Source organism: Desulfobacteraceae bacterium (assembly GCA_022340425.1).
Lineage (GTDB): Bacteria > Desulfobacterota > Desulfobacteria > Desulfobacterales > JAABRJ01 > JAABRJ01.
On sequence record JAJDNY010000091.1, the window covers coordinates 1 to 17,845 of the forward strand.

Genomic DNA, 17,845 nt, shown 5'->3' on the forward strand with positions numbered 1-17,845 from the left:
ATTCCAGGCTTCGAGCGAATACGCCAAACGGCTGCCCACCGCGCACAACCGGTTTTGCAGGCCGTCAGATGTGATAGTCGAAGGCGGCGTCTTCCCCCCCGTCGAATTTGACGATCACAAGGGTGATGTCATCCTCGGGCAGCACACCCAGGGAGTGATCCGCCAGGTCCGCATAGACCTTGTCGATGATCGCTTCAGCCCCCAAGGCGGCATGAATGCGGATGACGTCCCGCAACCGCTTCTGACCGTAGGACCGCTGCTGCTTGTCCCTGGCCTCCCAAAGGCCATCGGTGGCGATGGCCAGGATGCCTGCCGTCGCCTGCGTGCCGGCTTCCTCCGTGTAGACCCAATCGGACGCCACCCCCAGGGCCATCCCCTGGCCGCCCAGCTCCCGAAAGGAGCCGGACCGTGGGTCGAAGAACAGGGCGGCCGGATGACCGGCCCGGACCCATCGCAGATGGCGGGTTTCCAGGTCGATGCGCAGATAGAAAAGCGTCATGAAGCGCCCGCTGTCCGACACGTCGAGCGCCAACTGACGGTTCAGGGCCGTGACCACCGCGGGGATCGGGCGGCAGGCATCCGAGCTCACCTGAGCCCGCAGCAGGGCCCGGCTGGTGGCCATCAAGAGGGCCGCCTCGACGCCGTGGCCGCAGACGTCGCCGACGGCGATATCCAGGTGGGAAGCGGCGCAGCCCCGGGAGGGCAGATAGTCGAAATAGTCGCCCCCGATCTCCTCGCAGCTCAGGGTCCGCCCGGCGAGATCGATCCCCGTCAGAGGGGGGCTGCGCTTGGGGAGCAGGTTGCGTTGGACCTCCGCGGCCAACTGCAACGAGCGTTTCTGGGGGGTGATGTCACTGATGAAGTACATGAAACCGATGCCCCGGCCGTCGTCGTCCTGAAGCACGTCGCCGTTGATGCGGACCGGCAGCGTGCGGCCGGATTTGGTTAGCAGAGTGCCCTCGATGGCCCGCAGCCGATAGGCCAGCGGGCCATCCTGATTGGTCGCCAGGAATCGTCGGAAATCGTCGCCGGCGAAACGCAGCGGCGAGCGGCCCAGAATTGCAGCAGGTGGATGGCCCACCAAGCGGCAGAAAGCCTTGTTGACATCGGCAATCCTGAACCGCTGATCCAGCAGGAGAAACCCCTGGCCCGTGGTTTCAACGATGCGGCGGTATTTCTGCTCGCTCTTTGCAAGCGCCCGCTCGGCCCTGACGCGCTGGAGCTCGGCCGAGGCCCGGTTGGCGAACACCTGGAAAATGGCCAGCAGGTTGTGCTCGCGGGGCATGGGGCGGCGGTCCAATACGGCCAGGTTCCCCAACACGCGGCGGTTGTCGTCCAGCAGCGGTGCACCCAGGTAGCTGACGGCCTTGAGATCGTGCAGGGCGGCGTTGCCGGGGTAAAGGTCCAGCACGTTTTCGGGGAAATGCACCAGTTCCCTACTGTCGACCACCGCCGCACACGGGGTTCCGTCGATGTTCAGCCGAAAACCCTCCGCCAGCCGGCCGTTGACCCAGAAGGCGAGAGAACGCATCTGGCGCGTCTCCTCGAGGTATTCGGTCACCCAGGCGCTGTAGGTCCCCAGGGCCCGGGCCAGGTTTTCCACCAGGGCTTCAAAAAAGCGTGCGCCGGTGTGGGTCGCCGTCCCCTGCAGAATCACACGGATGACCTGATTCTCGTCCCCGATGCGCAAGGGCGATCGGGTCCGCTCGGCCCTTGGGGCCGCGCCCATTTTCATTTCAGTTGCGTATTTGACCAACATGGGATCACCCTTCCAGGGAAGCCCGATCGGAGACTGCCGGCAGGCGGCGCCTCAGGCACTTCCCATCGCTACCGCATGGTAGAGGGCCGTCGCCCCCACGACCAGCAACGCCACGGCCCAGATCAGGTCGAAATTGACCCAGCTGCTGCGCAGGATCTTCAGCCCCAGCTTGCGATAGACCACCAGCGCCACCACCAGCATCACGGCCAACATGGCGGCGGTGTGCAGCAAAACGGCCAGCAGCATGCCCGCTCCCGCGGAAAGCACGGCCGTCTGAGCGCCGGCGGTGTGGCCGACCTCCAGCAGCATCGGGGCCACCATCAGGCCGGCGCCGTGCGCGGCCGCCATCAGAAAGGACCACAGGAAGAGGTCGCCCATGCCGACCCGCATCCCGACCCAGCGGGGGTGCCGATAGTAGGTGAAGAGCTTGAAGACCGCGAAGGCCAGCAGCACGATGGCGGTCAGGTAGCGCAGCCTTGAGACGGGCAGCCATTGGCCGGCCGCCAGCACAAGGCCGGCCACCAGAACAATGGAAACGGCATGCCCGCTGGTTATCGGCAGCATGGAGCGCCAGATGGCCCGCTCGCTTTTCTGTTGAAGCCCCAAGGCCAGCGCAAAGAGCCAGCCCATGCCCGGGTTCAAGCCATGGTAGGCGCCGAAGCCGATCATCAGCGCCAAGCCTGCCGTAAGCTCAAGATGGGTAGCAGAATGAGTCAGTGGATGCATCTCCGCCCTCCAGTCGCACCTGGTGGGTGCGGGTTTCTCCGAAGTCCACGAAAAAGCTGGGGTCGAGGGCGATGCCGCCGCCTGCCGCGGCGTCCACCTTGACCATCCAGCCGGTCAGCAGGTCGGGGTAGAACTGGTCGTCCACGCTGCTGTAAAGCGAGTTGGTGAAGTAAACGCGGCGGCCGTCCCGGCTGATTTCCACCATCTGCGGTCCTCCCAGGAGCGGCCCTTGGACAAGGGGGTGCCCCCCTCGGCGAGTGATCCCGCCGATGTGAACCTTGCCCGTGAGGCGCGGCTGGAAGGGGTCGCTGACATCGTATTGGTGAAGCTCCCCGGTGCCCCAGCAGGACACATAGAGATAGCGGTCGTCCAGGGACAGGTCGATGTCGGTGACCAGCGGCGGGACGGCGCCGAAGCCTTTCAGGGGCGGCGGCAACTGGTCCGGGTCCGCCGGCTGGGTCGGGATTTCGATCACCTTGCGGGCGGCCCAGCGGCCCTGTTCGCGGTACCAGGTCCAGATGGAACTGCTGAGGTTCTTCAAGCTGATCACCACCCCCGCAAAGCCGTAGGTCTTGGTGGGGTCGTGGGCGGGCCGCAGTTCGAAGACGAGCTGATACTCCTCCCCCAGATCGATGGTCTGGAGGTGCCGCCGCCGTCGCAGGTCCCAGAAGTGCAGGTTGCGGCCGTAGCGCCCATTCAGAAGATCCTCGAAGACCAGGCCGTTTTCGAATTGCTTGGGCACCCCCCACTCGCTGGTGATCATCGTGTCCTCGGTGATGTGCCACCAGAAGTCGTAGGCCAGTTGCTGGGGCCCGCGGTCGATTTCCCAGGGGCCAAGGACATCGAAATTGAAATGATCCAGCATGAAGATCCCGCCGGGGCCGCCGCCGCCGTTGTTGGCGCCCAGCGCGCTGACGTAGATGGCATCGGGGCCGCAGTGGATGGTGTGGGGTCGGCTGTAGCCCGAGCGCTTCAGCACCTCTTCCGGTGCGATAATTTTGGCGATGCTCGGCCGCCGGGGATCGGGCTTGGTGTCGATGATGTAGATCCTTGAGCTGCGCAAGCCCGGAACGATCAGGTAGCGCCGTTCCAGGTGGGGGTGCGGGGCGTATGGGCAAAGCGCCGAGCTGCAGGCGTTCCAGCCGAAATGGTGCAGCTCGTCACCCGCATAGGGCATCTCGAGTTTGTGGACGACCCGGCCGTAGTCGGGCGAATCCGGGTCCAGGTCCACCACGCACAGGGCGTCCGGTTGGCTGTTGCGCCCCGTGTTCAGGGTGGCCACATATCCCAGGCGCTCCGCCGGCGCTTTGCAGGCCATGCGCGGGGAAGGGTAAAAGGTCTGATCCGGTTTGAGAAAGGTCATGGCGGCACCTCCTGCGAAAAATTGGAGCCAGGGTTGAAAGGCTGTCCCGGGCGGACCGGCAACCGGTTTTCCACCGCCCTGGCGTGGGTCCGGTGGTATCGGGATTATGGGTTACAGCCCCGGCGGACAACGGGTCAGAGGCGTAGCCAGTGAAAGGGAAGCGGATCCGAAATTGGCAGCAGGAAGCAGGATGAACGTGGGGCGCGTCAGGCATCAGAAGCCTCGTCCCGTAACATCGGTAGCAGTATGAGACAGCAGCAGCCGTGCCATGCGTGCCGGCTGAGGCCCGTTGCTGGGACCAGGTGCCTGGAAATATTTAACTTAAAAGAAATGCAGGGGGTTGAGGGAAAGAGGATCCATGGCAGAATGTGCAACTATTGGCGAAATATGCGGTTTTTGACGCGCAACATATGGCAGGGGGTGCCGTTAGCCTGAGATGCCCTAACGCCCATTTTAACCCCCGAGCGGCTCAGCCTTTCCAGGGCCTGTGGATCTGCAGCTTCTTGATGCGGTAGCGCAGGGTGGAGGGGTTTAAGCCCAGCACCGCCGCGGCTCCCCGTTCGCCGCTGATGCGCCACCCGGTGGCCTGCAACACCCGGGCGATGTGGTGGCGTTCCACGGCGGCCAGCGAGTCGAACTGGGGTGTCTCTTCGGGACCGGTAGCCGGTTGGATCGAGACGGCCTCCAAGGTTTCGGGCAGGAAAAGCGCCGGGCCGCTGCTGGTGATGATGGCGCGCTCGATGACGTTTCTCAGCTCCCGGACGTTTCCCGGCCAGTCGTAGGCCATCAGAGCATCCATCGTGGCGGCGGGGATCGTCTCGATTTTCTTCCCCATCCGGGCGGCAATCCGGAACGTGAAATGCTGAACCAGCGGCGGGATGTCTTCGGGGCGCGCGCGCAGTGGCGGCACCGTGATGGGGTAGACGTTTAGGCGGTAGAAGAGGTCCGCCCGGAACCTGCCGCCCACCACCGCTGCGTTCAGGCGGCGGTTGGTGGCAGCGATGACGCGCACATCGACTTTGCGCGTTTTTGCCCCGCCCACCCGCTCGAACTGGCCTTCCTGCAGCACCCGCAAGAGTTTCGCCTGCAGCTCCATGGGGATCTCGCTCACCTCGTCGAGAAAAATGGTGCCCCCGCCGGCCAGTTCGAAACGGCCCTGGCGCTGCTGGCTTGCACCGGTGAAGGCGCCTTTTTCGTGGCCGAAAAGCTCGCTTTCCACCAGCGTCGGTTGCAGCGCGGCGCAGTTGAGCTTGATGAAGGCGCTCTCCGCGCGCGGGCTGTGGCGGTGCACGTAGCGGGCGATGAGCTCCTTGCCGGTGCCGGTCTCCCCCTGGATGAGGACCGTGCTGTCGGTGGGCGCCACTTGGGCGGCGCTGCGAAGAACGGTTTTAAGCGCGTCGCTCTTGCCCACGATCTCAGCGGAATCGTCCAAAGAACGGATTTGCTCCCGCAGGTATTCCGTCTCTTGCTCGAGCCGGCTGATCCGGCGCTCGGCCTCCAAGCGGTCGTTGACATTGCGCAGAATCAGCGTCAGGAAACGATGCCCGTGCATCTGGAAGCACGACACGGTCACCTCGGCGGTAAATAGCCGGTGCCCCGAGCCGATGGCCTCCAGCCCGCCGGCCACCCAGAGGGCGCGTTTGGCCGGCGGGAGGGTGTCCAGGCGCTCGATCAGCTGGCCCAGCTTGTCGCGGCTGGCGGACGTGAGAAAGGAACTGAAAGGCTCCCCAGTACCGGCCTCCGGAGCCAGGCCGAAAACGCTGCAGGCGGCCGGGTTCATCCGAACCACCCGCATGTCCTCGTCAAGCTCCACAATGCCGTCCATGGCGCTGTCCACCAGGGCTTGCAGCTCGGCCTCCCGTCCCCGCAGGGCCTTCTCGGTCCGGATGCGGCGCAGCTCGGCGGCCGCGCGCGCGGCGAAGATCTTAAACAACGCCAAATTCCGGGGCGCTTGGGGCATCGGCTGATCGTCGATCACCGCCAGATGACCCAAAACGGCCCCCGTCAGATCCGTCAGGGGCACCCCCATGTAGCTCACGGCGCCCAGTTCCCTCAATTTGGCGCTGGCGGGGAAGAGCTCCAGGATGTTGTCCGGGTAGTGGACAAACTGGGCGTGATCGATGATTTTCTCGCAGGGTGTCCCGTCGATGTCGATCTCAAAGGGCGCTTGCAGCCGCTCGTCCATGCAAAAGGCGAGGGTTTTCAAGCGCCGCAGGCGCTCCCTGTACTCCGTCACCCAGGCATAGCGGGTCTTGAGCGCACTGGAAAGGCTTGTAACCAGCACCCCGAAGAAGCGCTCGCCGGTTTCCGAGGCGGTTCCCTGCAGCACCGCCCGCAGCGGGTCGTGGTGATCGAGTGCGCACAGACACGCGTCTTTATCGTCTGCCATGGCCGCCCCCCGTCAGGGTTTCATTCAATGCCGTGTTGCCAGTTGGAATTAAGCAAAAATATGACGCAACCGGGGCAAACGCAAATCCTGGGGGGGGGGTGCTGAGGACTTTGCGGAAGGAGAAGACGGATTTCCTCAGCCATGGCGGCGGCGGCCGGCAACAAAATGACCAAGGCGGGGCGCCCTAACCCGCTAAACGATTTCTAACAGGACTCTAAAATTTATAACATGCCGATGGGCTATGAAACCGCCATCTGAGGGGAGCGCAAAAAAAGGCTCCGGTAAAAAAGTATCTACGGCAGATGCCCACGAAAGGATAAGGTAATGGCGCGCAAACCGATTTTTATAAGCCCGAACACGCAAAACTACAGAATAGAGTTTTTCAGAAACTTTCGCTGCCCTTTTTATGAAACATGTCTGGACGAGGCGGCCGTTTCAAACCTCCTGCTGGATTGCGGCATTTGCCCAAACCGTAAACTGAAACGCCACCAATCCGCTTATATGACCTTTAGCCATGCCGAGCTTGCCGAGATCTTGGCGTATGATTCTTGATGGCACATCCCGTTGCTTCAACTGCCGCCTTCCAGCTATATCCTGTAAACCATGGCGTTGATATTCATACCGGCCCCGACAGATGCGAACACGACAACATCGCCGGGGGCAAGCCTGTGATTTTCCAGCTGCCCACGCTGTAGAAGGTCCAGCAAGGTGGGCAAGGTTGCCACCGAGCTGTTGCCAAGCCAGGAGATGGTCATGGGCATGACATCTTCGGGAATTTCGTTTATTTTGTAAAGTTTGAACAACCGTTTCAGTATAGTTTCATCCATCTTTTCATTTGCTTGATGGATCAGAATTTTTTTGACGTCGGTTAAATTCAATCCGGCTTTTTGGAGACATTCCTTTACCACTTCAGGCACCACTTTAATCGCGTACTTGTAAATCTCATGGCCCCGCATCTTCATGTACAAGTCATTGCCATCGTGATCAGGATTGTATGATCGATCCAGTTTCAGAAGATAGGCGTGATTCAGGGTATCGGATCTTGTAACATGCGACAGGACCCCAATATTTTTTTCGGTGGACTCAACAAGGGTCGCGCCGGCGCCATCCGAGTATATCATACTGTCAATGTCATGCGGATCTGAAACTCTCGAGAGTGTTTCAGCCCCGATCACTAGGATTTTTTTTGCATCACCGGATTTGATATAGTAATTTGCGACTATCATTCCCTGCAACCAACCGGGACAGCCGAAGGGGATATCAAAAGCAACGGTATAAGGGTTTTCAATCCCCAGTTTATGCTTGACCCTGGCAGCGATGGTGGGAACCAAATCACTTCTTCTGTTGTCCGCCCTGACATCCCCAAAATTATGCGCCACTATGATGGCATCAAGGTCCTCCTTGTTGACTCCGTGGAGTGCTTGACGGGATGCCTGATAAGCGATATCCGATGTGTTCAGTTGGTTGTCCACATACCTTCTATTTTTGATGCAGGTTATATTTTCAAGCTTTTCGATGATATCAACATTTGATTTTAATATTTTGGTTCCATCTGGATTGAAAAATCGATGGTCGATGAAATGTTGGTTGGATATCTTCACAGTTGGAATATAGCTTCCGGTCCCGGTTATCATCATATTTGGCATGATGAAATCCACCTCCCTACCCTCAGGAAAACGCCCGGCCCCTGGTCCAAATCCAGGAGCAACTGATCGGCAAACAAAGCCAAGGCTCCCGCGAACATCGCGGTGAGCAGGGCATTCTTGATTACAATTAGGTCCACCAACATGAAAAAGTCCGGCAAGCGGATCGAAGCGCTGCCTTGAGGTCCCGGCGCCAGCAGGACCCGTTCGCGCTTGCGAGACAGCCCCGCAGACCAGTCAATAACTGTCCCCGGCGGCGGTGCCGTCCCGAAGGCACGCGCCATCTGAGCGGCCACCATCAAGGGCACACGCTAACATAGAAGCGCTCATTTTCCCGAGCCCGCCAGTGACCTGAATAGATCCACCACTGTTTCATCTTCATTAGCGTCTTCTGAATTATAGAGCCGGGATCTGAAAAGCAAGCGAATTCCCCGCGTCGGGTGACGGATTCGACGATATAGGGGCAACCCCTTTGACCCGGATGAAACCGGGTCCCGTTCTTCACCACGGTCAGAACCGCCCTCACTGAACGAAAACCGTTCTCGCCAGGTAGGCGGTATAGCCGACGTAGCAGGCCAGCAAGGCTGCGCCCTCAAGGCGGTTGATGCGCCCGGGCCCACGGAACCCGTAGCCGATGATGAACAGCGAAACGGTCAGGCCCGTCATGACCAGAATGTCCCGCGAAAAAACCTCGGCGGCCACCGTCGTCGGGTGGATCGCCCCGGCGATTCCCACCACGGCCAGGGTGTTGAACAGGTTGGAGCCAAGCACGTTTCCCAAGGCGATGTCATGCTCGCCTTTGCGGGTGGCGATAAGCGACGATGCCAACTCCGGCAGCGATGTTCCCACCGCGACGATGGTCAGGCCGATGATCAGATCGCTGATTCCCAGCCCCCGCGCGATCGTCACCGCTCCCCAGACAAGAATACGCGAACTGACGATCAGCGCCACCAGGCCGACCAGAAGCCAGAAGAGCGCCCGCCGGATCGGCATGGTGTAGACCGCCAGTTCCTGCGCCATCTCGCGGCCCAGGGCATCGGTCTTTTTCCGCAGCCCCTGCCAAATGGTCCAGGCCATCATGCCGCCGAAAACCCCCAGCAGCACCACGGCATCGGCCCGCGTGAGCTCCCCATCCCAAAGCTGCCATGCAGCTAGAGCGGTAATGACGGTGAGGATCGGCAGTTCCTTGCGCAGCACCTGCGAATGGACCGCGATGGGGCTGATCAGCGCGGTCAGGCCAAGAATCAGGGCGATGTTGGTAATGTTGGAGCCGTAAGCGTTTCCCAGGGCGATCCCGGGGTTGCCCTGAGAGGCGGCCAGCGCGGAAACCACCATTTCAGGTGCTGAGGTGCCGAAGCCGACGATCACCATGCCGATCAGAAGCGGGGGCAGGCCGAAATGCCCCGCGGCGGCGGCGGAGCCCTCCACGAACCGGCCGGCGCTCCAAACGAGAAGCGCCAGGCCCAAGACGACGGCGAAAACTGCGGTGATCATAGAGGCTTCTTATCCAATCACTGGGTGTGTCAAATCCGAAAAGGCCCGGCGCTGTTTTGATTCTCAGACCGTTTCCCGAATCAAGCGGACCCGGCGGCCGGCATCTGCGCTACAGGACCGAAATGAGGCTCAACAGTTCCGAAAAAATCCAATTTCCGCTCTGCGCTGCATCTCGAAATCGTTGCGGCGCACAAAAGAATGCCTCACTCTTGGAGATTTGCGCGCCGTAACTTGGGGGTTTTTTCGAAACCGTCCGGACTTTGACTTGCCGCTTCCTCCAGAAATTTGGGTGCCGAAATTTTAAGCCCTTTACCCGGCAAGGTCATCAAGGTGGAGGTGCCGTGGGCCAGCAGCCCCCCGTCGCCGCCCAGAACCCGGGCTTCTGCGTAGCTGATGGTTTTCCCGGAGCGGATGGCGCAGCCAAGGGCGCTCAGCCGGCCGCTGACCACCGGCTTCAGGTAGTTGAGCTTCAGGTCGATGTTGACCAACCCCGCACCTTCAGGGATGCGCATGAAGGCGGCCCAGAAAGTGGCGGTGTCGACCAGGGTGGCCAGCACACCGCCGTGAATGATGCCGAAGGGTTGCAGGTGGCACGGGCCGGCGTCCAGCACGATCTCGGCGCTGTCGATGGCAATGGCCGCCAACCGCATGGCCATGTGGCGCGGGTATGGGCTGGTGTTGACGATGTACATCAGTTCCCGGGTATAGGCCGGGTTGGGCGTGAGCATCCTTCCTCCTGTTTTTCCAGCTGAATTTTCAAGACGGGTGTTGAAGACGTGAACCCATGCGGGTGCGCAGCAATTCCGAATACGCCGCCTCAGAAGTAGACAGCTTCAAGTAGGGCAAGATCCTCGCCGGCCGCGTCCTTTAGCAACAGGGTATTGCCAATGATCTGCCATCGGATTGCACCGTCGAGCACTTCCCCGAGCCGCCGCTCCATCTCGGCGAGAAGGGGCGGGCAGGCCACTTTAGTCGCGGCCGGCAGTGAGAACGACAGCCGGTCTGCCGCGGTTTCGAACGTTCCCATCAACGTGTTGCAGCCGATGGTCGCAGTGTATTCCAGGGAATCGTTGGATTGCCTGAGAACGAGATGCGGTTCGCGCCTTCCGGCAACGGCATGGACCGCTCCCCCTTGTAGCGTGACGATCCGCCAGTAGGTGTTGACCAGGGGAGCAGCCGCTTTGGCGCGGGCGCAGGCCTGCTCAGGCCAGGTGGCAATGAAGCGCTGGACGGTCACCACGGGCTCGGGCCGCTCGCCCGCAGTTCCCGGGCGATGGGCGATCGTGCCCTCGAAGGTCACGTAGAGGGCCGTGCCCGGCGGCTGGATTTCGGCAAGATAGGCGCGCTGCAGGCGCAGGGCCTCGCTGCCGGGGGCGATCGGGTAGCTGCGCCCGGTGAGACACTCCGTAAACCGCGGGATGTCGGCCTGCCAGGTCACCTCACCGCCCATAAAAAGCGACACGTCCGTAGGCTCCAGCACGCCGTTGCTCTGCAACTCGTAGGGCAGCTCGGAGGCGATGGGCTTGCCTGCAAAATCCAGCTGCCGGAGCCGATCCGGGCCGAGGATCTCATACTGCAGCGGCATCTCGGCGCCCCCCTGGAGCACCAGCACCGGTCGGACAGGGTCGACGCGCCAGCGACCGATGTCACCGCGCACCATGCCCCTGCCAAGCCACTCGCGCCGCAGGTGGAACACCTGGTCCGGCCAGAGATCCAGATGGTGCCGCACACCCGCACAGTCGGCGCAGGGCAGTTCGCCGCGGAAGGTCGCCGGCAGGCTCAGGCCGCGGGGGGGCAACATCGCGGATGAACCCCAATCATCGACCGGCGGGTACGGTTGTGCGTTGCGCACGCGCTTGAGGGGAATTTCGACCGAGTTTCCGGCACCCCGCGTCAATACCCCATGGAACCGGTCCGAGGTAAACCAGAGTCTGCCATTCACCAGGATCCGCGCACGCACGGCGTAGGTGCGCTCGGGGGAGATGTCGGCCGGGTCGAACGGAATGCTGAAGCGGATCGGCGGCTGGGGGTGATCAACAACGGTTCTCCCGATGAGCCTCGCCGGGGCGTCGGCCCGCGACACGTCCTCCAGGGTCGCCGTGAAGACGGCGCCGGCCGGCAGTGCGATCCGTTCGCGGTAGGTGGCGGCGCCCGTCACCGCCGCAGCCGAAGGGCGCGTCATATTGGCATGCGCCCCTGGGAGGTCGGTGGTGCCGCACACCGCAAGCAGCACGGCGGCAAATGCCCAAACCCGCCCCGCTGGGCCGCAAAGGACGCGACGTTCTTTGAAGTGAGCGAGCGATTGCATGGCACGTGCGACCTCGCCAGTCCGATTTTTTTTCAGATTGCGAGCCTGCCCCGGCCCTCCCCCTTCAATTCCTCCCTGAGGGGCGCAGCGCAGGCGCAAAAGGCGTCCTTATCCCAAACCGCGATCGCCAGCCGACCGCCGATAAAGCAGTGGGATACCCGGCCATCATCGTGTCCACCGAGAGATTGTTCCGTCACGCTGAAAGTTTTGATCTTGCCTTTGGCTTGTAGCTGACTGGTGCCAAAATTTCAAAAAATAAATCCATTGGTGATCATTTCAAAAAAAAGCTGGTTGCCAAAACCTGACCCTCAGCCCTTGATGGCAGGGGACAACGGCTTCAATCCAATTGTCACATCGGCTGGCTGCTGTTTACGATCGGAGGCCGCTAAGCAGGAGCGCGCCCAATCGGATGACGCCCAGAATGATGGCACCCGACAGGACGCCGGCCAGTGCGTTGAAGGCTGGTGGCGTCAAGGCCTCGAGCACCGCCCCGATGGCGGGAACGGCCGCGGCGGCATGCGCCACGGGATGCAACAGGTCATGCACCCGGGGCAGCCCGTGAACCAGGATGCCGCCGCCGACCAGGAACATCGCGACGGTCCCGATGACCGCCAGCGCGCGCATCAGGCGCGGCGCGGCCGCCAGCAGCCAGGCGCCCAGGCGCCGCTGCAGCCGTGCCAGCAGGTCGCCGCCGGAGCGTCGCTCGAGATAGATGCCGGCGTCATCCAGCTTGACGATGCCCGCCACCAGCCCGTAGACGCCGACCGTCATCAAAAGCCCGATCCCCGCAAGGACCGCGAGCTGGCTGACCCACGATGTCCCGGCGACGATGCCCAGGGTGATGACGATGATCTCCGCCGAGAGCACGAAGTCGGTGCGGATCGCCCCGCGGATCTTGTCCTTTTCAAAGGCCACCATGTCGCGACTCGCGTCGACCAGGGCGTGTGTCAGCTCGGTATGATGCTGCTTTTCATCGGTATCGGTGCGCAGGAGCCAATGCGCCAGCTTTTCGCAGCCCTCGTAGCAGAGAAAACCGCCGCCCAGCATCAACAGCGGCGTGATGGCCCAGGGGGCGACGGCGCTGATCAACATGGCCGCCGGGATCAGCACCAGCTTGTTCTTGAGCGACCCGAGGGCGACCGCCCAGACAACGGGGAGTTCCCGCTCGGCCCGAACCCCGAGAACCTGCTGCGCGTTCAATGCGAGATCGTCTCCGAGCATGCCGGCGGTCTTGCGCGCCGCGAGCTTGGTCATAACCGCGATATCATCCAGCACGGTGGCGATATCATCGATGAGTGCGAGCAGGCTGGCTCCGGCCATGGGCCCTCCCGGGACCGCAGGGATCGGTGGATTTCAAACGGTGCCGATGATGACGGCTCAGGCACCCCGTGGGCGGGATCCGGCGGAAGCGGATGCTGACCTCCGCCCTGAAACGTGGGGGGGCGGGTTGCGGCCGATGGGCCAGCCCTGGGAAGCGATCGGGTTCGGAGACCGGTCCGGCGCTCAACTTGCCTGGCGACGGTCAACTTGACGCCGGCGCAGGCCGATGGCATCCAAGCCCCCCTGCGCCCTATGCATAAAGGCCAGCAGCGGTCTGGGCAGCAGGGCGGAGAGGCTGTAGCGGGGCAGCGCCTCGAGGCTGTAAGGGGCACCATCGGCGATGGCATTGGCAGCCAGAATCCCGCTGCGAACCGCCGGGCCGATCCCCTCGCCAAGATCGCAGGTGGCGAGACCGGCGGCATCCCCGACCAGAAAGGCGTTGCCGCGCCGGGTGAGCCGTGCGCCATCGCGCAGGTAATAGGCATAACCTCGGGGCGCAAGCGGCAGATTCTCGTCGATCAGACCGGCCCGACGCAGCCTGGTGACCAGGCGGTCCCAATGCTGCTGGAGCGCCCCCACTTTTTGACGCAGCCCCTGGACCATCCCGCCCACACCGAGGTTCAGGTAGCCGTTCTGCTTGGGGACGTACCAGCTGTAGCCCGGCAGGCCTTTGTCGAAAAACCAGAGGTGACAGTCGCCGTCACGCCACCGATACGGCAGCTCCTGCTCCAGGGCGGCGACCTGCAGCCGCCTCGCCCGTGGATCGAACTCCCGGAACAGCGACCGGTAGACCGGGCAGGCGGTCCCGCCAGCGCCGACGAGGTAGTCGCACTGAAAGCGGCCGTCGATCTCGTAGCGGCCGGAGCGCGGCGCGATCCGCTTTACGGCGTGGGTGATCACCCGGGTCCCGGACCGCTTCAGGAGCCAGTCGTCAAACTCGAAGCGGCGGATGGAATGCTGGGGGGAGCGCACCTTCAGAGTCATTCCGAAAAGATGCGCGTGGATGACCTTGAAGGTCAGAAGCCGATGGGGATAGGCACCGATATCGATCTCAAGGTCGGACACCACCTGGGGGGTGATCCAGCCCGCACAGAGCTTGGTGCGCGGGAAAGCCGCTTTGTCCAGGATCAGACAATCGATGCCGCGCCGGCGCAACTGCCAGGCACAGGCCGCACCCGCGGGCCCTCCCCCGACGATGATGACATCTGCTCTGGTCATGCGGGGCTCCTCACAGTCCCGGGGGCAACCGTCCCCGGACGGCAGACAGCGCCCGGTCCAAGTGGGCCCTGGTCAAGCCCCGGACTGAGGCGGCGACTGATCCTGATAGAGATGGGCGCGGGTCCAGGCCATGTCGTTCTTGCTGGGTCGGGTGAACACGACCTGGTAGAGCTGCAGGCAACCGGCCCGGAAGCTCGCGATGGAGGCCGAGAGATAGAGCCGCCAGGCCCGCACGAAGAATTCGTCAAACATCCTGCGCGCCTTATCTGCGTGCCGTTCGTAGCGCGCCAGCCAATGCTCGAGCGTCTTCGCGTAGTGCAGCCGGAGGTTCTCGACGTCGACCACGGAGAAACCGGGGGTTTCGAAGATCTCCATCATCTGACCCAACGTGGGCGCATAGGCCCCGGGAAAGATGCGCTTGACGGTCCAGGCGCTGAGGGGCTCCGGCCGATTCTGACCGATGGAGTGGATCAGGCCGCGCCCGTCGTCCTTCAGGGCGCGATCGATAACGCGTCCCAAAGTCCGGTAGTTCCGGGCGCCAACGTGTTCCAGCATGCCGACCGAGACGAATGCATCGTATTTTCCCCGGATGTTGCGATAGTCGTCCTCGATATATTCGACCCGGTCCTCCAGGCCTTCCGCCTGCGCCCGTTGACGGGCGTAGGCGATTTGTGAGGGAGAGATGTTGTAGGCCCGCACATGGACGCCGTAGTGGCGCGCAAAATGCCGCGCCAGCCCGCCCCATCCGCAACCGGCCTCGACCACCTGCTCCCCCGGTCTGAGCTGCAGTTTGCGGGCAACGTGGTCCAGTTTGGCGGCTTGGGCCTGCTCCAGCGTCATGTGCGGGGCGGGGAAATAGGCGCAGGTATAGGCCATCTCGTCATCGAGCCAGAGACGATAGAAATCGTTGCCCAGATCGTAGTGGTGGACGATGTTGTGGCGGGAATCCGAGAGGCTGTTGCACTGCGAGCGAATCACGCGCCCCTTGATCAGCGCTTGGAGGGCCCCCGGCCGGCTTCGTCTGACCTTGGCGTCATAAACCGCATGGATCAAACCGACCAGATCACCCTCCACCTGGATGCGGCCCGCGCTGAAGCTGTCGCCAAAATTGAGGGTCGGATTGGTCAGCAGGCGCCAGAGGGTGGCGCGGTCCAGGAGGCGTATGCAGCCGACCGGCTGGGCATGCGGGCAGCGGTAGTGCTCCCGGCCATCCCAGAAGAGGATGCTTACCGCCGGGTCCCCCATGAGACCCATGAGGCGTTTGATCAACCAGGTCTCGACGGGTGAAACGTGGCGGGACCTCGCCCAAGTCCCCCCGTCGACCGACATCGTCGAATTAACCAAAGGGTGCTTGTGCGACTTCATATCGCATATCCTTTTTTAGATGGTTAAGTGATCCAGCCAACCCATAAAGGATAATGATTTCAAAGTTTTCTATTGCATAGCATCCGCTCTCGCCGCTGTCAAGAGGATACCAAAACAGGAACAGGCGCCAGCTTTTGGCAGGGCCGCCCGCGCCCCATCAGAAGTCCCAAACGGGACGATTTCGCAAAAAACGCCAGGCTGCGGCAGGTAAATCTCCGGGAGCGGGGAGGACTTGAGGCGCCCGGTAGCGGCCGCCATCGGCAGGCGCAGCGCTTTACACCTGCCGGGGATATTATTCATAAGCCCGCCATTTTCCTGGCTTCTTTTACTGCCGAGATGGGCAGGTGATGCGATGTCGCCGCCGGGTCGGTTTCCAGCCGCCGGATTGGGTCATGCCTGGTTGCTCAAATCGTTCCTATTCACACCACCCCCAAAATCCAGCCCTCGACCCTGGCTGTGGCGCTTTCTCCGGGCGACAAAGGGGGCGTGAGGAATTTTTGAAGGCGGCCCTCAAGGTCGGCCTTCCGCAGCCAGGCGGCGGCCACATAGGCATCGTGCTGATCGGGGGTGCGCCCCTCACGGGGGGATGTGCGGCGCCACAGCGACGGGTAGACCTCGGCAATGGCCGAGATGCCTGCCGGTATTTTCCAGCCGTCGAAGGGCCAGAAATGGATCCGCCCCCCGAGACGATGCCGCAGATAACGCAGCCAGGGGAGTCCGGCATGGGTCGATTTGGCCACCGAGCCGGGCACATCGAAATGAAAGACCGACTTGGCCCCGGCCCGCTCCTCGGTGATTCTCCTCCAGCGGGCGCTGCCGGAGCGCGCCGCGCCGTCGCCCCGAAAGCCGTCCCGGACGAAATCGACGTAGGTGTGTTCCTGATCCGTGGGCCAGTGCTGCCGAAAATCATCGAGAAAGCTCTGCCAGTCAGGCTCCAAATGGTGAACCTCGAAATAGCGCAGGGGAAAGGAAAAACCATGATCGATGCCGACGATGGTCGGTAGATCCTCGGATAAGCGCTCAGCCAGCCACTCGGCCAGGCCGCGCCGGGTCCAGTATTTGCGCGGGCTGGGGGGCGGTTCGATTTCCACCGGCAGGCATTCGCGCCTGGCTTCGTAGACACGCAGGCCCTTGAGGCTGGACTCCGGTGTTTCCGCGCCGGAGTAGTCAATGCCGATATAACGTTGGAAAGCGGGGGAAATGTTGACAAGCGGTTGGTAGTTTTGGGTCATACTCTCAACACCACAGGGGGCCGCCGCTGCGTTGGTTTCGCGAGGTCTCATGTGCCCGCCCGATGCGCGCTTCGACTCCCTTTTCCTTTAGATCGAGGGCATTGAGCAGCACGTGAATAAAGCACATCGGGTCGCCGTTGAACACGAACAGCGCCACCTTGCCCATGGTTTTCTCCTTCCTGTAAAAGGTCCGCCCGGCCCCAAGCAACCGGTCGGCCGGAGAGTCGGGAAGAGGTTTAATTCACGTTTCGTTAGAAAGCATCCTCCACCTTCCACACCTCCCAGATCCTGCCCACCAGGTCCGGGCTCGGTTTCAGCGTGGGTTTGCCGGGTTGCCAGCCGGAAGGGGTTGCCTCCGTGCCGTTGGATTTTCTAACGAGTTGAAAGGCCTGAAGTTGACGGATCAACTCAGAGACATTTCGGCCCACCGGCGGTGTTACGATTTCAATGGCCTGGACAATGCCGTCCGGGTCAATGATGAATCTCCCCCGCGTTTCAGTGCCGGCATTTTCATCAAAAACGCCGTACATCCTCCCGATGTTTCCCGTTTGATCTGAAAGCATGGGAAAGGGCACACCACCCTTCACCATTTTTGAAAGCTCGATGTCCTGCCACATCTTGTGGACAAAGTGACTGTCGACACTCACCGAGAGTAATTCAGCACCCAGAGCTTGGATGTCTTTGTATTTGGACGCAACTGCGGCCAATTCAGTAGCTCAGACAAAGGTGAAGTCCCCCGGATAGAAGCACAGGCAAACCCATTTGCCCAAATAATCCGACAGCTTGATTTCGCCAAACTTTCCGTTCTGATACGCCGGTGCCTCAAAATCCGGGGCTTTACGGCCGACACGAACTGCTGCCATGGTGGAACCCTCCTTCTCTGTTTGGGTGGTTTCGGTTGACGGTTTCTCCTTTGCCGGTTCACCCACCTCTGCACCGGTAGGTTTCCCGCACCCTACCTTGAGGTCTTTCATAGCATACCTCCTTCGTTTGGGTTTTGGGTGATTCAACAGTTGCATCACCCGTCA

At 62.0% G+C, this 17,845-nt stretch carries 16 protein-coding genes; 1 reads left to right on the forward strand and 15 read right to left on the reverse strand.

The features are described 5' to 3' along the window. Window positions 1–64: 64 nt before the first annotated feature. The 4 genes from LJE63_08400 to LJE63_08415 all read right to left on the reverse strand — a co-directional run bounded on the left by LJE63_08400 (window position 65) and on the right by LJE63_08415 (window position 6,237). The gene (locus tag LJE63_08400; protein MCG6906631.1) at window positions 65–1,759 is read right to left on the reverse strand and encodes a SpoIIE family protein phosphatase; all 1,695 of its coding nucleotides are present in this window, start codon (window positions 1,757–1,759) and stop codon (window positions 65–67) included. Between the two features lie 51 nt (window positions 1,760–1,810). Further along, a complete protein-coding gene (locus LJE63_08405) occupies window positions 1,811–2,485 on the reverse strand; it encodes a hypothetical protein (GenBank protein MCG6906632.1) in 675 nt (224 codons plus the stop codon). Continuing rightward, complete coding sequence (locus tag LJE63_08410; GenBank protein ID MCG6906633.1) at window positions 2,451–3,848, reverse strand: selenium-binding family protein; 1,398 nt, start codon at window positions 3,846–3,848, stop codon at window positions 2,451–2,453. Before LJE63_08410 ends, LJE63_08405 begins: the two co-directional genes overlap by 35 nt. Before the next feature lie 469 nt (window positions 3,849–4,317). Then, window positions 4,318–6,237 carry a sigma 54-interacting transcriptional regulator gene (locus tag LJE63_08415; GenBank protein MCG6906634.1) on the reverse strand — a complete coding sequence of 640 codons (1,920 nt, stop codon included), beginning with the start codon at window positions 6,235–6,237 and terminating at the stop codon, window positions 4,318–4,320. A gap of 324 nt (window positions 6,238–6,561) precedes the next feature. On the opposite strand from LJE63_08415, the gene LJE63_08420 reads away from it, so the two are divergent. After that, window positions 6,562–6,789, forward strand: coding sequence for a hypothetical protein (locus LJE63_08420; protein MCG6906635.1), 228 nt, complete (start codon window positions 6,562–6,564; stop codon window positions 6,787–6,789). Window positions 6,790–6,824: 35 nt separating this feature from the next. On the opposite strand, the gene LJE63_08425 is transcribed toward LJE63_08420, so the two are convergent. The 11 genes from LJE63_08425 to LJE63_08475 all read right to left on the reverse strand — a co-directional run bounded on the left by LJE63_08425 (window position 6,825) and on the right by LJE63_08475 (window position 17,791). Further along, window positions 6,825–7,895, reverse strand: a complete 1,071-nt coding sequence (locus LJE63_08425; protein MCG6906636.1) for a ketoacyl-ACP synthase III — start codon at window positions 7,893–7,895, stop codon at window positions 6,825–6,827. Then, window positions 7,871–8,164: a hypothetical protein gene (locus LJE63_08430; protein MCG6906637.1), complete on the reverse strand. Its 294-nt coding sequence runs from the start codon at window positions 8,162–8,164 to the stop codon at window positions 7,871–7,873. The genes LJE63_08425 and LJE63_08430 overlap by 25 nt, the downstream gene beginning before the upstream one ends. A 238-nt stretch (window positions 8,165–8,402) precedes the next feature. After that, window positions 8,403–9,374 (reverse strand): calcium/sodium antiporter, encoded by a 972-nt coding sequence (locus tag LJE63_08435; GenBank protein MCG6906638.1) that lies wholly within the window; start codon window positions 9,372–9,374, stop codon window positions 8,403–8,405. Between the two features lie 203 nt (window positions 9,375–9,577). Then, window positions 9,578–10,102, reverse strand: coding sequence for a PaaI family thioesterase (locus LJE63_08440; GenBank protein MCG6906639.1), 525 nt, complete (start codon window positions 10,100–10,102; stop codon window positions 9,578–9,580). Window positions 10,103–10,191: 89 nt separating this feature from the next. Beyond that, a complete protein-coding gene (locus LJE63_08445) occupies window positions 10,192–11,682 on the reverse strand; it encodes a YbaY family lipoprotein (GenBank protein ID MCG6906640.1) in 1,491 nt (496 codons plus the stop codon). A gap of 369 nt (window positions 11,683–12,051) precedes the next feature. After that, window positions 12,052–13,002 (reverse strand): DUF808 domain-containing protein, encoded by a 951-nt coding sequence (locus tag LJE63_08450; GenBank protein ID MCG6906641.1) that lies wholly within the window; start codon window positions 13,000–13,002, stop codon window positions 12,052–12,054. Between the two features lie 183 nt (window positions 13,003–13,185). Then, entirely contained in the window at window positions 13,186–14,220 is a 1,035-nt protein-coding gene (locus tag LJE63_08455) for an NAD(P)/FAD-dependent oxidoreductase (protein ID MCG6906642.1), read from the reverse strand. A 72-nt stretch (window positions 14,221–14,292) separates the two neighbouring features. Further along, window positions 14,293–15,489 (reverse strand): cyclopropane-fatty-acyl-phospholipid synthase family protein, encoded by a 1,197-nt coding sequence (locus LJE63_08460; GenBank protein MCG6906643.1) that lies wholly within the window; start codon window positions 15,487–15,489, stop codon window positions 14,293–14,295. 515 nt (window positions 15,490–16,004) lie between these two features. Continuing rightward, complete coding sequence (locus tag LJE63_08465; protein ID MCG6906644.1) at window positions 16,005–16,817, reverse strand: hypothetical protein; 813 nt, start codon at window positions 16,815–16,817, stop codon at window positions 16,005–16,007. 4 nt (window positions 16,818–16,821) lie between these two features. Continuing rightward, a complete protein-coding gene (locus LJE63_08470; protein MCG6906645.1) occupies window positions 16,822–16,983 on the reverse strand; it encodes a hypothetical protein in 162 nt (53 codons plus the stop codon). A gap of 85 nt (window positions 16,984–17,068) precedes the next feature. Then, on the reverse strand, window positions 17,069–17,791 hold the full coding sequence (locus LJE63_08475) for a peroxiredoxin (protein MCG6906646.1): 723 nt from the start codon (window positions 17,789–17,791) through the stop codon (window positions 17,069–17,071). Window positions 17,792–17,845 lie beyond the last annotated feature (54 nt).

What these genes read in the sequence shown, in the direction of transcription:
- LJE63_08430 (MCG6906637.1), bottom strand. Translation starts at nt 8,164, where the DNA reads ATGGCGCGTGCCTTCGGGACGGCACCGCCGCCGGGGACAGTTATTGAC.
- LJE63_08415 (MCG6906634.1), bottom strand. Translation starts at nt 6,237, where the DNA reads ATGGCAGACGATAAAGACGCGTGTCTGTGCGCACTCGATCACCACGAC.
- LJE63_08465 (MCG6906644.1), bottom strand. Translation starts at nt 16,817, where the DNA reads ATGACCCAAAACTACCAACCGCTTGTCAACATTTCCCCCGCTTTCCAA.
- LJE63_08405 (MCG6906632.1), bottom strand. Translation starts at nt 2,485, where the DNA reads ATGCATCCACTGACTCATTCTGCTACCCATCTTGAGCTTACGGCAGGC.
- LJE63_08445 (MCG6906640.1), bottom strand. Translation starts at nt 11,682, where the DNA reads ATGCAATCGCTCGCTCACTTCAAAGAACGTCGCGTCCTTTGCGGCCCA.
- LJE63_08400 (MCG6906631.1), bottom strand. Translation starts at nt 1,759, where the DNA reads ATGTTGGTCAAATACGCAACTGAAATGAAAATGGGCGCGGCCCCAAGG.
- LJE63_08440 (MCG6906639.1), bottom strand. Translation starts at nt 10,102, where the DNA reads ATGCTCACGCCCAACCCGGCCTATACCCGGGAACTGATGTACATCGTC.
- LJE63_08410 (MCG6906633.1), bottom strand. Translation starts at nt 3,848, where the DNA reads ATGACCTTTCTCAAACCGGATCAGACCTTTTACCCTTCCCCGCGCATG.
- LJE63_08470 (MCG6906645.1), bottom strand. Translation starts at nt 16,983, where the DNA reads ATGGGCAAGGTGGCGCTGTTCGTGTTCAACGGCGACCCGATGTGCTTT.
- LJE63_08435 (MCG6906638.1), bottom strand. Translation starts at nt 9,374, where the DNA reads ATGATCACCGCAGTTTTCGCCGTCGTCTTGGGCCTGGCGCTTCTCGTT.
- LJE63_08455 (MCG6906642.1), bottom strand. Translation starts at nt 14,220, where the DNA reads ATGACCAGAGCAGATGTCATCATCGTCGGGGGAGGGCCCGCGGGTGCG.
- LJE63_08420 (MCG6906635.1), top strand. Translation starts at nt 6,562, where the DNA reads ATGGCGCGCAAACCGATTTTTATAAGCCCGAACACGCAAAACTACAGA.
- LJE63_08450 (MCG6906641.1), bottom strand. Translation starts at nt 13,002, where the DNA reads ATGGCCGGAGCCAGCCTGCTCGCACTCATCGATGATATCGCCACCGTG.